The sequence below is a fragment of the Asticcacaulis biprosthecium C19 genome, from assembly GCF_000204015.1.
GTDB lineage: Bacteria > Pseudomonadota > Alphaproteobacteria > Caulobacterales > Caulobacteraceae > Asticcacaulis > Asticcacaulis biprosthecius.
In genome coordinates this window covers 147649-161771 of record NZ_GL883078.1, presented here as the reverse complement: position 1 = coordinate 161771, position 14123 = coordinate 147649, and the positions used below count along the sequence as shown (strand labels likewise).

Annotated in this window: 11 protein-coding genes and 1 other RNA gene; 5 read left to right on the top strand and 7 right to left on the bottom strand. The window is 63.2% G+C overall.

All coding sequences use genetic code 11. The features are described from left to right. Window positions 1-37: 37 nt before the first annotated feature. Complete coding sequence (locus ABI_RS11350) at window positions 38-820, top strand: peptidylprolyl isomerase (RefSeq protein WP_006273115.1); 783 nt, start codon at window positions 38-40, stop codon at window positions 818-820. Then, window positions 817-1176, top strand: coding sequence for a RusA family crossover junction endodeoxyribonuclease (locus tag ABI_RS11345; protein WP_040309169.1), 360 nt, complete (start codon window positions 817-819; stop codon window positions 1174-1176). The genes ABI_RS11350 and ABI_RS11345 overlap by 4 nt, the downstream gene beginning before the upstream one ends. Window positions 1177-1409: 233 nt before the next feature. Here the strand turns inward: ABI_RS11345 and ABI_RS11340 are convergent, their stop codons facing one another. The 7 genes from ABI_RS11340 to ABI_RS11315 form a co-directional block, all read right to left on the bottom strand. Beyond that, window positions 1410-3740, bottom strand: coding sequence for a serine hydrolase domain-containing protein (locus ABI_RS11340; RefSeq protein ID WP_245531339.1), 2331 nt, complete (start codon window positions 3738-3740; stop codon window positions 1410-1412). A gap of 103 nt (window positions 3741-3843) precedes the next feature. Beyond that, complete coding sequence (locus tag ABI_RS11335) at window positions 3844-4389, bottom strand: SspB family protein (protein ID WP_006273112.1); 546 nt, start codon at window positions 4387-4389, stop codon at window positions 3844-3846. 139 nt (window positions 4390-4528) lie between these two features. Beyond that, window positions 4529-4880, bottom strand: a transfer-messenger RNA (tmRNA) gene (gene ssrA / locus ABI_RS24445). A gap of 61 nt (window positions 4881-4941) precedes the next feature. Next, complete coding sequence (locus ABI_RS11330) at window positions 4942-5775, bottom strand: HAMP domain-containing protein (RefSeq protein ID WP_006273111.1); 834 nt, start codon at window positions 5773-5775, stop codon at window positions 4942-4944. A gap of 242 nt (window positions 5776-6017) precedes the next feature. Further along, entirely contained in the window at window positions 6018-7388 is a 1371-nt protein-coding gene (locus tag ABI_RS11325; protein WP_006273110.1) for an MFS transporter, read from the bottom strand. 166 nt (window positions 7389-7554) lie between these two features. Beyond that, complete coding sequence (hutC, locus tag ABI_RS11320; protein WP_040309168.1) at window positions 7555-8256, bottom strand: histidine utilization transcriptional repressor HutC; 702 nt, start codon at window positions 8254-8256, stop codon at window positions 7555-7557. Beyond that, window positions 8253-9605 (bottom strand): formimidoylglutamate deiminase, encoded by a 1353-nt coding sequence (locus ABI_RS11315; protein ID WP_040309167.1) that lies wholly within the window; start codon window positions 9603-9605, stop codon window positions 8253-8255. The genes hutC and ABI_RS11315 overlap by 4 nt, the downstream gene beginning before the upstream one ends. A gap of 103 nt (window positions 9606-9708) precedes the next feature. On the opposite strand from ABI_RS11315, the gene hutI reads away from it, so the two are divergent. From hutI to hutU, 3 genes are read left to right on the top strand one after another with little or no spacing between them, the layout of a single operon-like run. Then, entirely contained in the window at window positions 9709-10899 is a 1191-nt protein-coding gene (gene hutI / locus ABI_RS11310; protein ID WP_006273108.1) for an imidazolonepropionase, read from the top strand. Further along, a complete protein-coding gene (gene hutH / locus ABI_RS11305; protein WP_006273107.1) occupies window positions 10896-12422 on the top strand; it encodes a histidine ammonia-lyase in 1527 nt (508 codons plus the stop codon). The genes hutI and hutH overlap by 4 nt, the downstream gene beginning before the upstream one ends. Before the next feature lie 9 nt (window positions 12423-12431). Then, window positions 12432-14096, top strand: a complete 1665-nt coding sequence (gene hutU, locus ABI_RS11300) for a urocanate hydratase (protein WP_006273106.1) — start codon at window positions 12432-12434, stop codon at window positions 14094-14096. Window positions 14097-14123 lie beyond the last annotated feature (27 nt).

Here is a 14123-nt window from a genome sequence, read left to right as displayed (position 1 = left end):
CATTTGGGGCTGCGTACACGTTGCCCTTTTGGGTTTGATGTTGGCGGCGGGCGCGGCCCAGGCCGGTGACACGAAATGGAAAGCCGTCGATCCAGAGAATGTGCTGGTGGTCGATACGGCCAAGGGACGGATCTTCGTCGAACTGCACCCGGAGATGGCGCCCAAGGCGGTTGAGCGCATCAAGCTGCTGACCCGTCGCGGCACCTATGACGGCCTGCAGTTCTGGCGCGTGGCGCCGAATTTCGTGGTCCAGATCGATGTCGGTAATGTCGAAGGCGGCAAGACCGAGCTACCCAACCTGCCGCCGGAGTTTCGGTTTAGGTTGAAGGTGGATGCGCCGCATACGGTGATCGCTAAGCCGAAGGGGCTGGAAAGTGGCTTTATCGGCGCCATGCCCTATATTGCGGTGGAAAAGAACTCGTGGGGGACGCCGAAGGCTGCCGACGGAAGCCGTTCGGCCTGGATCAGTTACTGCACGGGTGTCGTCGGTATGGGCCGCGACGCTGAACGGGATTCGGCCAATGCCGAGCTGTTTTTCATGACCGGTGTCTATCCGGGGATTGACCGGGAATACACGCCGGTCGGTCGCGTCGTTGTAGGGCAGGATATTCTGGCCGGTCTTCCGCAGGGCGAACCGCCGGCGGCACCGGATGTCATCCGGACGGTCCGGGTTTTGGCCGATGTGAAGGACAACGGACGCTTGGAGGTTGAGGACACAGCCGGGACAGGTTTCGCCGAAAAGGTCGCTGTCATTCGCGCAGAACGCGGGGCGGATTTTTCGGCATGTGATGTGCCGGTGGCCGGCCGGGTTGCATCGTGAGCGATGGCTGGGTGGTTTCGGGCAAGGTCAAGGCCCGTGAGACGGCCGAAGGGCTGGAGATCGTCATCGACGGACTGACGACGCAAGGGCGGTATTACAAGCCGCTGGTCTATGAGTTTTTCCGCAAAGAGTGGCGCGGTTCGCGGCCGGCCTGGGGAGACCACGCCGTCGATATCCGCATGGAGCATATCGGCGATCCCCCCTGGATGGACCTGGACAACCTGGCCAAGGCGCTGCTGGATGCGATCAAGGGGTTTGTTTTCCACGACGATAGTCAGGTGGCAAGGTTGCTAGTCGAGCGGTTCCCAGGGGAACGCGAACAGATTACGATAAAGGTGTATGCGTTGAAGCGCTGACAGGTAACGGGGTTTGGGGCCCGTGGCCCCAAGTCTTCCCTCTTCCTTTTCCTTAGCCTCGCCTTTTGAGGTGAGGCTAAGGAAAAGGAAAAAGAAAGATTTTATGGGGCCGCCCGCCGCATGGCTCTGGGCGTTCGTCGCGGAAATCGACCCACTGGGTCGATTTCATCAGGTTTGCCGGCCATGCGACAAACCTGCGCTTCTCACCCCCAAACCCCATAAGTTGTCGCGCGTTACACCGGCATCAGCGCACCCCACCACGCCAGCACAATGATATAGAACAACCAATAGCCCAGCATCACGCCGTGGGCGATCTTCTGCCACAGCGCCCAGCCGTCGCTGACACTGAACCTCTGCGCCTCGTTGGCGACGAAATAGAAGGTCGCCACTTGATACAAGGTGCCGAAGGTCCCAACGATTGCCAGCCATGAGGCCAGTTGCACCTGGCCACTGGGCCAATGGGTGAACAGCTTGCCGGGATCTTCTGCCAGGCTGGTCTGCCAGGCGTTGAAGGTAAAGATGGCCGCCAGCCACGCCAGCGACAGACCCGCCGAGATCAGCGATGCCCGCGCCTGGACCTCGGTAGGCCGTTCGTTGCGCGTGAGCCCGCGTACCGCGGACACCCAGACCAGGATGCAGGTCGCAGCCATAAGCCCGGTCAAAAAGTGCAGGGTGTCCGGCTTGTGAATCCAGCCAATGCGTTCGTAGCGCATCAGGTTGCTGGCGGTTTCGAATGATTGCGCCTTGCCGCCCGGCTTGGCGAACAAGAAATGCAACCCGCCCAGCTTGCCGGCCGGACCGCTGCTTTCGCTGTCCTGGGGATTGAAGAAGTCCTGAGCTGATGCTGGCACAAAGGCGGAGATGCCGTCCTCCGTGGTCAGGATGAGCCGGCCATCGCCGTCGACACTGACCTCGACCGTGTTGATCAGCCGGGTGATGGCGCCTTCCAGCCCGCCATAGGCGCGCCGGGTCGAGACATAGTGACCACGCAGAGAGTCGTAATAGCGCTTGTTGGCGGCATAGGCCTGGGCCGCAGCCGGCATCAGCGGCGGCCGTACCAAATCACCTTCCAGATGATCTAGCAGCAGGTCGGGATAGCTTTCGGCCAGGGCCGCGCCCGACTGGGTATTGGTGCTGATAAAGATGGCGAGGTTCATCTCCGGCACGATGACCAGGTTGGCATTGAACCACAAGGTCGCACCGCTGTGGCCATAGGTCGCCAGACCCGACGGCGCCGTGCCGACCATCAGGCCCGAAGCCCAGCCATTATAACCTTCCGGCATCTTGAGCAGCGGCGTACGAAAGGCACGTGCCGAGTCGGCATTGTAAAGCGAGATACCGTCGGCCTGGCCGTTGGCCAGCATCACCGACATCAGCCGCGCCATGTCGCGCGCCGTCGTCGATCCGCCCAGGGCCCCAGACATGGCGATGGCATGGTCGAAGGGCTGGGCCTTGTAGGTAGCGCCGTCCCAGATAAAACCATCCGACAGCGAGCCGGTGAGGTTGGCGGCCAGCGGTGCCGGCAGGTTCTGGATGTCGGCTGGGCCAGTGGCGTAAGGCTCGCGCAGGGTGGTGTGATCCATGCCCAGGGGCTGGAAGATGCGCGCCTCCATCAGCGACGGCACGTCCTTGGCCTCGGCGGTCTGACTGAGCGCCGTGGCGGCCAGGGCGACACCGAAGTTAGAATAGGAACTGAACTGACCCGGCGCCCGCACCTGGCGCGGTGTATGGCGGCGGAAATAGCCGTCGGGACCGGACAGCTGGGCACCATTGAGCTGGAACAGGTGTCCCAGACTGGTGTCCTCGAAGCCGCCGGTGTGTGACATCAGGTTACGTAAGGTCAGGGGCTTGTAGACGCCGCGCTCAGCGAAGACATCGGCCGGAACGTGCTGACCAATCGGCGTGTCCAGTCCGATGCGGCCGGCCTCCATCTCCTGGCGTGCCACGATCCAGGTGAAGGTCTTGGTGACCGAACCGACGCGGAACATGCTGGTATTAGGGTCGACGCGGCGCGCCGGCGACAGGCGGTCATAGCCGTAACCCTTGACCAGCAGCGGTGTGTTGCCCTGGACCACAGCGACCGTCGCCCCAAGAACATGGTCCCGCTGCATCAACGCCCGAACAACCGAATCGGTGAAGGTCTCAATGTCGTCCGCGCTGATCGGGACATTGCTGGCGGCGGGGGCAGCATCGGCTACGGCCATGGGCGCTATTGGGGGCGCTATTTGGGTAGTGGCCGCTTGCGGCGGGGCAGGCGTCGCTGTGACGGGCTGGAGATAGCTGGGCCCCGCAGGCGATGACGTCGCACTGGAGGCGCTGGCCGAAGCCGCCGCCGGACGGGGGCGCGGCTTCGGCTTGGGGGCACTGGCGGCGCTGGACGAGGCGGACGACGCTGGCGGAACATAGGGTTTCAGGGACGATTGAACAGGGGCCGCAGCCGGTGGAGAGGCTGCCACTTCGGTCTCCTGCGGCACGGCCGGACCAGCCGTCACGGCCAGTATGAGAGCCAGCGCGGGGGCTATGCTCGAAATCCTGCCGCCAGCCGAAAAAGCGCGCCACATCATGTTGTCTGAGATCCCGATACGCCTGCCGATACGATAAGCCTTGGCGGTAAGTTTAATCGATTCTGGGAGCGGGACGTAGGTCCTTTTTGGAGTCCGGGAACGATTACTTTTTGCGGAAGTGGTCCAGCGAGATGACCTTGGGCGCGTCGTCGGGGGCTTCGGTTTCCTTAGCCTCGGACGCTGCGGGCGAGGCCAGGTCCGGCGCTGCGACCTCGGGTTCAGATCCATCGTCCAGCATGTCGGCCGGATCGGTGTCCTGGGTCAGGGCGCGGCTGTCCTCCACTTCGAATTCCAGCATGAACTGGGCGAAGGGGTCGTGGAAGCGGGTAATGGCAGCGTAGGGCACGGTCAGCACCTTGGGCGCACCGCCAAACGTCAGGGTGACGCGGAAGAAGTCATCGGCCACCCGCAGGTCGCGGTACTGGTGCTGAAGTACGATGGTGATGTCATACGGATAGCGCGCCAGCAGATCTTCCGGCACGGACACGCCGGAACCGCGCGTCAGGAAGGTGACGTAGAAGTGGTGCTCGCCCGGAAGGCCCTGTGGCGAGGCAGCACGCTGCAAGGCCTGCCGGATCACGCCGCGCAGGGCGTTCTGGGTCAGGCTGGCATAGTCCATCAGATCGGAACTTATCTGATCGTCGGTCATGGTATCCTTGGTCGAGACTGAGGGCGTGTGCGGGCGCAGCAATAAGGCTTAGCACGCCGGGAGGCAAACGAAACCGCAAAATTGTCCGGTCACGAAAAAGCGATGGTTATCTCCGCCGCTGGCATGGGAATTATGGGTAGGTGGCAGGCTTCTGTTGCAAGGCGCCTGCCGGGCCCCGCCTAGGGGGCTTATTCCCTAGGAGTTTAGGTGGAGGATCCCCGCTGCATTACGCAGCAAGGGCATGCTCCTGAGCGAAGTTATCGTTCGCAGTTAAAAAATGAGCCGATCGCGGAGGCTCATACCGAGGGAAGGCTTCACCTTTACACGCCTGTCGATGCTGATCGGCCCCATAGAAATCCCCGAGGGGAGAATGGTGGAGCCGCCGGGAATCGCACCCGGGTCCAGTTCGCTTATTACGTGGGCGTTTATCCCCATAGTCCGGTTGCCCGGACACCCTCTATATAGGCCCGCTCATCGGCCATGGGAAGGGAAGGGCGCGAAAAAAGGCATCGAAAACGCGAACCCGGCACGGGCAGGTACTACGTCCCGGCATCAGTCCAGCAGGATTTCACGAAGCTTGAGCTCGTCCTGGCGTTCGGCTTCGCGTTGCGCCTGAGTCAGACGCTCGTGCTCGATGGCGCGTTCCTTGAGCACGGCGAGGGCCTGCCATACGGTTGAGATCTCGTCCTTGCCGCCGGTTTCCTGCAGCGGAACAGCGTAGTCGCCCCTGGACGTGTGGATAATGGCGGTGGCGATATCACGCAGCGGGCGGGTGACGAAATGCGACACCACCCACAGGGCCAGGCTCAGCATGATGACGATACCGATGATCGACGCCGCGAAGAACTCGACCGCACGGCGCTGGGTGAAGCGATCGGCGTCGGTTCGTGCTGCCGTCAATTCGGCGTGGGTCGACTGGACCAGGGCCTCGACCTTGCTCTGGAAGGCGATGCGGGTCGGGCGGTTGGCGACGCCCAGTCGTTCCGCGCCGGCGTGGTCGCCGGCGGCCCCGACCTGCGCCAGTTCGCGGCGCAGGGCGATAAAGGCCGTCGCTTCTTGGCGAAGCGCTGCGACCTGAGCGCTGTTGGCGTCCTTTTGCCAGTCGGCCAGCAGGACCTCCATCTCATCGAGATTGCGGTTGAGATTGCTGGCAAACACTGTCGTTTCCGTAGCATCGTTGGCGATATACAGACCGCGTGCTTCCATGACCACCTGGCTGACCAGGCGATTGAGGTGTTCTCCGCGCCAGGCGTTGAGGTAGGCGCGGTCGGATCGTTCCATCATGCGGTTGTAGTCGGACAGGGTGACCAGACCCAATGCGGTAACAGCCAGGGCCATGATGGCAAAACTACCCACCAGGGCAAGAATACGGGCGCGGATCGACATGAGCTAGCCTCAGAGAACTATCAGGTGTGCAGTCTAGCAAAAAAGCCTGAACAAACCGTGGCGGTGTTTAGATACAGTAAGGGCCGGAACGCCTGAGCGTTCCGGCCCCAGAAGCCGACCAGCTATGCCGTCTCCCGCTTAAAGCGCATCCCAAAAAGTGTGACGCACTTGTTGGATAAAGACGCGCGTCAAAACAAAAACTTAGAGCGCGGTTCTACCGGATCGAACCGCGCTCCAAGGTGCTACGCCTTGGGCGTTTCGGCAACACCGTCCAGCTTGGTGGTGCGCTCGAGCTTCGGGCTCATGACGTGGATGACGAGGACGGCGATCAGATAGACCGAACCGGCGATCCAGAAGATGGTCCGGTAAGACCCGGTGGTTTCAAGGATGAAGCCGACATTCTTGGACATCAGCATGCCGCCAATGGCGCCACACATGCCGCCAAAACCAATGACCGAAGCCACCGCCGCGCGCGGCACGGTGTCGGTCGGAATGGTGTAGACATTGGCGGAGAAGGCCTGGTGCGCGGCCGTGGCCACACCGATGATCAAAACCGCTGTCCACAGATCCTTGACGCCGTCCAGGAAGAAGACTGGCAGCACCATCAGGGCGAAGACGAACAGGGTGATCTTGCGTGACCAGTTGACGGAAACGCCGGACTTGATCAGTTGCGACGACATCCAGCCGCCGGCGACCGAACCGACGTCGGACATCAGGTAGATGATGATGATTGGCAGGCCGAAACTGGACAGGTCCAGGCCATAATTCTTTTTCAGCATGCCGGGCAGCCAGAACAGCCAGACCCACCAGATCGGGTCGATCAGAAACTTGGCGATCGCGAAGATCCAGGTCTCCTTGACGCCGATGATCTTCAGCCACGGCACCTTGGTGCTCTTGTCGGCGGCATCGCTCTCAATAATGGCCAGTTCTGCGGCATTGACCTTGGGATGTTCGCGCGGACGGCGGTACAGGGCCCACCAGGCCAGGACCCAGGCCATGCTGCCCAGGCCGGTGACAAAGAAGGTCGCTTGCCAGCCCCAGCCCAGGCCTTGCATTTCCAGTTTGAAATCGCCGAGCGTCATATGGACGGTGCCCAGCGTGATCAGCGGCACGGCGAACGGCGCGACGATGGCGCCCAGATTCGAGCCGGCGTTGAAGATGCCGACCGCCAGGGCGCGTTCCTTCTGCGGGAACCACTCGGCAATGGCCTTCAGACTAGCCGGGAAGCTGCCCGATTCCCCAATGCCCAGCGCAAAGCGCATGATCATGAACTGAAAGGCATTGCCAACGAATCCAGTCAGGGTATGGGCCACGGTCCAGATGACGAAGGCGATGCCGTAACCGGCCCGCGCGCCGATGCGGTCGATAATGCCACCGAAGCTGACATAGCCGATGGCGTACGCGCACTGGAACCAGAAGACGATGTCGGCATAGGTCTGCTCAGTCCAGCCCTGTTCGGGGCCGACGACATCCTTCAAAAGCGCAAAGGTCTGGCGGTGGGTGTAGTTGATGACCATCGCCACCAACAACAGGATACAGATGATCCAGCGGTAGTTGCTGGCTTTCTGCACCGCGGCGGAGGTGATCTGGTCACGATCCAGGTCGTTCGGCATTTAGACTGTCCCTGTGTTATGTGCCTTGTTAGCGCCATCAAGCCCTTTTTGGGCCTTTTGTCCAGAGCAATAAGCCTCACCGTGACACCGGTGTCAAGAAGGGCTCCCCTCATCGGTGAATATCTAACGGCGATATTTTTTAGCTGGCGATTGTGATCAGGGTGGATCAGCGGGTCTCGGTTTTGCCGAAGGACGCGGTCAACCGGTAGGCCGTGCCGTCGAAGACTTGGCGGACGACGGTGACCACGCTCTCGTCCTTCCAGGTCCGGCGCTCGACCACCAGGCAGGCAGCGCCTCTATCAACGCCTAGCCGGGCGGCGATCGATGCGGGGGCGGCGAGGGCGCTGACCATGTGCTCGACCCGCGTCCACGGTACAGCCTGCAACAGCCAGTGCCCCGGCGATTGCACCGTAAAGTCCGCTGTCGACGCTTCGGGGACCGCCGTCAGACTGATCCGGCGTTCCTCATAGGCCAGGGCGCGGTCCTGGGCGAAATGGATGCCGGTCAGGGACAGGGTTGGGCCGTTGAGATCGCTGTCGTTGCGGGTCTGCGCGATCAACAGTTGGAAACGGTAGCGGTCGCCGCGCGCGGTGACCTCGACCTCGATGTCGGGGATCTCCAGCACGGGCGTTTCCAGCCGCGGCATACGCACGAAGGAGCCGGCGCGCTTGCGCCGCTCGATCAGGCCGTCACCGGCCAGTTGGCTCAGCGCCTTGTTGACCGTCATCCTGGCGCAGCCATAGGTCTGCATCAAGTCGTGCTCGGTCGGGATGCGCTGGCCGGGCCGTAGATCGCCAGAACGTATGCGGTCTTCCAGGTCGCGGCTTATGCGGCGGTGCAGGGCCCAACCTTTACCAACAAGGCTCATGCGCGCAGGGTCTCCAAGGCGCGAACATACTTCGGTAGAATCCGGTCGCGCATGATGTGGCGACCGTCCTGAACCTGCAGGCGACCATACCGCCAGACCCGATCGATCAGACTGCCCGTGGCGGCAAAAACCAGGGAATCGAGGATCTCGTTGCCTGACTTTCCCGCCAGCGCCGCATGATCGGCGTTCAGGCTGACGATATCCGCAGGTCCACTCTCGAAGAGTCCGGCCCGATAGCCCAGGGCCTGAGCGCCCCCCGCCGCGGCGTCCGTATAGAGCCGCGCACCTGTCGACTGGCCAGGCTTCGCCAGGACATTACGCGCCCGGCGCGAGAGTCTCTGGCCATATTCCAGCACCCGCAATTCCTCGGCGACGCTGATGCAGACATTGGAATCGCTGCCGATCCCCCAGCGGCCCGCATATTCGGCCGCCGGGAAGAGTCCGTCGCCAAGATTGGCTTCCGTGATCGGGCACAGACCCGCGACGGCGCCGCTGCGCGTCAGCCGGGCAGTTTCATCCTCTGTCATATGGGTAGCGTGAACCAGGCACCAGTTCGGCCCGACATCGCAGTGGTCGAGGAGCCATTCCACCGGCCTTTGCCGGGTAAAGGCCAGACAGTCTTCGACTTCGCGCACCTGCTCGGCGATGTGGATATGGATCGGCCGGTCGCCGGCCAGGGCGGACAGCACGGACAGTTCTTCCTCGGTGACCGCGCGCAGGGAGTGAGGCGCGACGCCCAGCCGGGCGCCCGGTATTTCGTCGATATAGGGGTGGCAGGCTTCAATTAGCCGCGCATAGCTGTCGAGCGTGGAAACGAACCGCTTCTGGCCTTCGGTCGGTGGCGCGCCCCCAAAGCCGGAATGCGCGTAAAACACCGGCAGCAAGGTCAGGCCGATGCCGGTTTCGATGGCGGCGGAGCCGATTGCCCCCACCATTTCGGCCGGATTGTCATAGGCGCGGCCATCGGGAGCGTTATGCAGGTAGTGGAATTCTCCTACGCGGGTAAAGCCGGCCTCCAGCATTTCCATATAGGCCATGGCGGCTATGGCCCACAGTTCCTCCAGGCCGATGCGGGCATTGAACCGGTACATCAGATCGCGCCAGCTCCAGAAACTGTCCTCACCGGTTCCACGGCGCTCAGTCAGCCCGGCCATGGCGCGCTGAAAGGCGTGGCTGTGCAGGTTGGGCATGCCGGGAAGGGCGATGGCGTGACGTTCGTCGCTGGCTTCCGGCGCCACACCGGTTTCGATCCGGGCAACAACGCCGACATTGCGGCGCACGGTCAGGCGGACATCCTGTGCCCACCCGGTACTGAGCAGGGCTTCTCTGAACCAAAGTCGGCTCTGCACCGGGCCACCTCACGAAAACTGCGTCGCCGGACAGTTTGCCGCTTGCCAGAAGTAATGTCTATACATTATCTTTTATGTCTAGACATAATTGTGGGGACGGCCGATGCGCTGCGATACGCTGTGGACCAAGGCTCGCCTCATCACCATGACCTCCGGAGTGGAGATCGTCGAGGGCATGATTGCCGCCCGTGACGGCCGCATAGTTTATGCCGGTCCGGAGCACGATTTTGATGCTGACACCACGCACGACCTGGCTGGACGGCTGGTAACGCCGGGCCTCATCGATCCCCACACTCACCTTATCTATGCCGGCGACCGTTGCCACGAATTCCGCCTGAGGCTGGAAGGCGCGTCCTACGAGGATATCGCCCGTGCGGGCGGCGGTATCGCCACAACGGTCAAGGCGACCCGCGCAGCCAGCGAGGCCGATCTGATCGCCCAGGCCCTGCCGCGGCTCGATACCCTGCTGGCAGAAGGCACGACCACCGTCGAGATCAAGTCGGGCTATGGCCTGACCCTGGCTGACGAACTGAAGATGCTGCGCGCCGCCCATGCCCTGGCGACGCATCGCCCAGTACGGATCGTCACCACGTTTCTGGGCGCCCATGCTCTGCCGCCGGAATATGCCGGATGTCCGGACGATTATATCACCGAGGTCTGCGAGGTGATGATCCCGGCCGTCGCCGCCGAAGGTCTGGCCGTAGCCGTCGATGCCTTTTGCGAAAACATTGGGTTTACGCCCGACCAGACCGAGCGCGTCCTGACAGCCGCTCGCGCCCATGGCCTGCAGGTCAAGCTTCATGCCGAGCAGTTGTCGAACCTGAACGGTGCCACCCTGGCCGCCCGCCATTGCGCCGTGTCCGCCGACCATCTCGAATATCTCGACGAGGCCGGCATCGCCGCCATGCGCACCGCCGGCACGGTCGCTACGCTACTCCCCGGCGCCTTCTATACCCTTCGCGAAACCAAAGTCCCGCCGATCGACGCCCTGCGCCGCGCCGGTGTACCGATCGCCTTGGCCACCGACCACAATCCTGGAACCTCGCCGCTCAGTTCGTTGTTGCTGACCATGAATATGGGGGCGACCCTGTTTCGTCTCACGGTCGGCGAATGCCTGGCGGGCGTCACCCGTCATGCCGCGACGGCCCTGGGCCTCGGCGCAGAAATCGGTACGCTCGAACCCGGTAAGGCCTGCGACCTGGCCATCTGGGATGTTGACGCACCGGAACAACTGGTCTGCCGCGTCGGCCTCAATCCCTTGTACCAACGCGTTTTCAACGGAGCGGTGTCATGATCACCCTGACGGCCGGCCAGGTCACACTGGACCACTGGCGCGACATCTATCGCGGCGCTGCCTTCAAACTCGATCCGGCCTGTTTGGGCGCCGTCGAGGCCAGCGCCGCCGCTGTGCTGCGCATCCTGGCCCAGGGCGAACCGGTCTATGGCATCAATACCGGCTTTGGCAAGCTGGCCTCGACCCGAATCGACGACCACGACCTGGCAAGGCTGCAACGGAATATCATCCTGTCCCACGCCGCCGGGGTCGGAGCGCCATCGCCGCGGCCGGTGGTGCGGCTGATGCTGGCGCTGAAACTGGTCAGCCTGGCCCAGGGCGTGTCGGGCGTGCAGATCGCCACCCTGACCCTGCTCGAAGCCCTGCTGACCCTTGACTTTATGCCATTGATCCCGTGCCAGGGCAGTGTTGGCGCCTCCGGCGACCTGGCGCCGCTGGCCCATATGGCGGCGGCTATGATGGGGGTAGGGGAGATCGACGCCGGCGGCACCGTCATGCCGGCCGCGGACGCCCTCAAAACGGCCGGTCTGAGCCCGCTTGTCCCGGGCCCCAAGGAAGGCCTGGCCCTGCTGAACGGCACCCAGTTCTCGACCGCCAATGCTCTGGCCGGCCTGTTCGAAGCTGAACGCTTGTTGCAAACCGCCCTGGTGTGCGGCGCCTTGTCGACCGAAGCGGCTAAAGGTTCCGACGCTCCATTCGACCCGCGAATCCACGCCGTGCGCCGTCATCGTGGCCAGATCGATACCGCCCACACCCTGGGTGAACTGATGGTCGGATCGGCTATCCGCGCCTCGCATCTGAAAGGCGATGAGCGAGTCCAGGATCCATACTGCCTGCGCTGCCAGCCCCAGGTCATGGGCGCGGCGCTCGATATCCTGCGCCAGGCGGCCGCCACTCTCGAAACCGAAGCCAATGGCGTCTCCGACAATCCACTTATCTTCACCGACCCGGATGTTGCCCTGTCCGGCGGCAATTTCCACGCCGAACCGGTGGCTTTTGCCGCCGACATCATCGCCCTGGCTATTTGCGAGATCGGCTCCCTGGCCGAACGCCGGGTTGCCATGCTGGTCGACCCGGCCCTGTCGCGCCTGCCAGCCTTTCTGACGCCGCATCCTGGGCTGAATTCCGGCTTTATGATCCCCCAGGTCACCGCCGCCGCTTTGGTCTCAGAAAACAAGCAGAGAGCCTATCCCGCCAGCGTAGATTCCATCCCGACCTCGGCCAATCAGGAAGACCATGTCTCGATGGCGGCCCACGGTGCGCGCCGACTGAAAGACATGGCTGACAACGCCTTTGGCGTGCTCGGGATTGAACTCCTGGCAGCGGCCCAAGGCTGCGACTTCCACGCCCCTCTGACCTCGTCAGCAGCGCTGGAACGGGTACGTGCCCTGGTCCGCGCCTGGGTCCCGGCCCTTGATGACGACCGCCATTTCCACCCCGACCTGACCAAGGCCATCGCTTTGGCAAGTACCGGTGCCGTTACCCAGGCCGCCGGCATCGCCCTGCCCGACGTCAATCCGTAAGGAGCCCCCATGTCGACCGACAATGTTCGCCGCATCCTGCCGGCCACCGGCACCGAACTGACCGCCAAGTCCTGGCTGACCGAAGCGCCGCTGCGCATGCTGATGAACAACCTGCATCCCGACGTCGCCGAACGACCGGAAGATCTTGTCGTCTATGGCGGCATTGGGCGGGCAGCGCGCGATTGGAACAGCTATGACAAGATTGTCGAGACCCTGCGCCGCCTCGACGATGACGAGACACTGCTGATCCAGTCGGGCAAACCGGTTGGCGTTTTCCAAACTCACCGCGACGCGCCACGCGTCCTGATCGCCAACTCCAATCTGGTGCCACGCTGGGCGACCTGGGAGCATTTCAGCGACCTGGATCGCAAGGGCCTGATGATGTACGGCCAGATGACGGCCGGATCGTGGATCTATATTGGCACTCAGGGCATCGTCCAGGGGACCTATGAAACCTTTGCCGAGATGGGCCGTCAGCATTTCGGCGGCGACCTGAAAGGCCGCTGGCTGCTCACGGCCGGCCTGGGTGGCATGGGCGGGGCGCAGCCGCTCGCCGCTGTCATGGCCGGGGCTTCGTGCCTGGCCATCGAATGCCAGGCGTCGCGGATCGAGATGCGTCTGCGCACCGGCTATCTCGACCGTTCGACAGCCGATATCGACGAAGCTCTGGCCTGGATCACCGAAGCGAAGACGCCCCAAAAAACGCCCCTGTCGGTTGGCTTGCTCGGGAATGCTGCCGAAATCCTGCCCGAACTGTACCGGCGTGGCGTCCGCCCGGACATGCTGACCGACCAGACCTCGGCCCACGATCCCGTCAACGGTTACCTGCCGGCCGAATGGACGGTAGAGCAATGGCTGAGCATGCGCGAAAGCGATCCGCAGGCCGTGGCGCGTGCGGCGAAGGCGTCGATGGCCGTCCATGTCCGCGCCATGCTGGACTTCGCCAAGGCCGGTGTCGCCACGGTCGATTATGGCAACAATATCCGCCAGGTCGCCCTGGACGAAGGCGTCACCAACGCCTTCGATTTCCCGGGCTTCGTCCCGGCCTACATCCGGCCGCTGTTCTGCCGCGGCATTGGTCCGTTTCGCTGGGTGGCCCTGTCCGGCGACCCTGAGGACATCTACCGCACGGATGCCAAGGTCAAGGCACTGCTCCCGGACAATGCCCACCTGCACAACTGGCTCGACATGGCGCGGGAAAAGATAAAGTTCCAGGGGCTGCCGGCTCGGATCTGCTGGGTGGGGCTTGGGGATCGCCACCGCCTGGGCCTGGCGTTTAACGAGATGGTGCGCAACGGTGAACTGAAGGCGCCAGTGGTCATCGGACGAGACCACCTCGATTCCGGTTCGGTGGCATCCCCCAACCGCGAAACCGAGGCCATGCGCGATAGCTCGGACGCCGTCTCCGACTGGCCGCTGCTCAATGCGTTGCTGAACACCGCGTCGGGTGCGACCTGGGTGTCGCTGCACCATGGTGGCGGGGTTGGGATGGGCTATTCGCAGCACGCCGGCATGGTCATCGTCTGCGATGGCAGCGAAGACGCCGACCGCCGCTTGCGCCGGGTGCTGTGGAACGACCCGGCCACGGGCGTCATGCGCCACGCTGATGCCGGCTACGACATCGCGCTGGACTGCGCCCGCGAGCATGGGCTGGATCTGCCAGCGATACTTTAGGTCCTCGGAGATGCCGTATTGCAAACG

What these genes read in the sequence shown, in the direction of transcription:
- ABI_RS11350 (WP_006273115.1), top strand. Translation starts at nt 38, where the DNA reads ATGTTGGCGGCGGGCGCGGCCCAGGCCGGTGACACGAAATGGAAAGCC.
- ABI_RS11340 (WP_245531339.1), bottom strand. Translation starts at nt 3,740, where the DNA reads ATGATGTGGCGCGCTTTTTCGGCTGGCGGCAGGATTTCGAGCATAGCC.
- ABI_RS11335 (WP_006273112.1), bottom strand. Translation starts at nt 4,389, where the DNA reads ATGACCGACGATCAGATAAGTTCCGATCTGATGGACTATGCCAGCCTG.
- ABI_RS11330 (WP_006273111.1), bottom strand. Translation starts at nt 5,775, where the DNA reads ATGTCGATCCGCGCCCGTATTCTTGCCCTGGTGGGTAGTTTTGCCATC.
- ABI_RS11325 (WP_006273110.1), bottom strand. Translation starts at nt 7,388, where the DNA reads ATGCCGAACGACCTGGATCGTGACCAGATCACCTCCGCCGCGGTGCAG.
- hutC (WP_040309168.1), bottom strand. Translation starts at nt 8,256, where the DNA reads ATGAGCCTTGTTGGTAAAGGTTGGGCCCTGCACCGCCGCATAAGCCGC.
- hutI (WP_006273108.1), top strand. Translation starts at nt 9,709, where the DNA reads ATGCGCTGCGATACGCTGTGGACCAAGGCTCGCCTCATCACCATGACC.
- hutH (WP_006273107.1), top strand. Translation starts at nt 10,896, where the DNA reads ATGATCACCCTGACGGCCGGCCAGGTCACACTGGACCACTGGCGCGAC.
- hutU (WP_006273106.1), top strand. Translation starts at nt 12,432, where the DNA reads ATGTCGACCGACAATGTTCGCCGCATCCTGCCGGCCACCGGCACCGAA.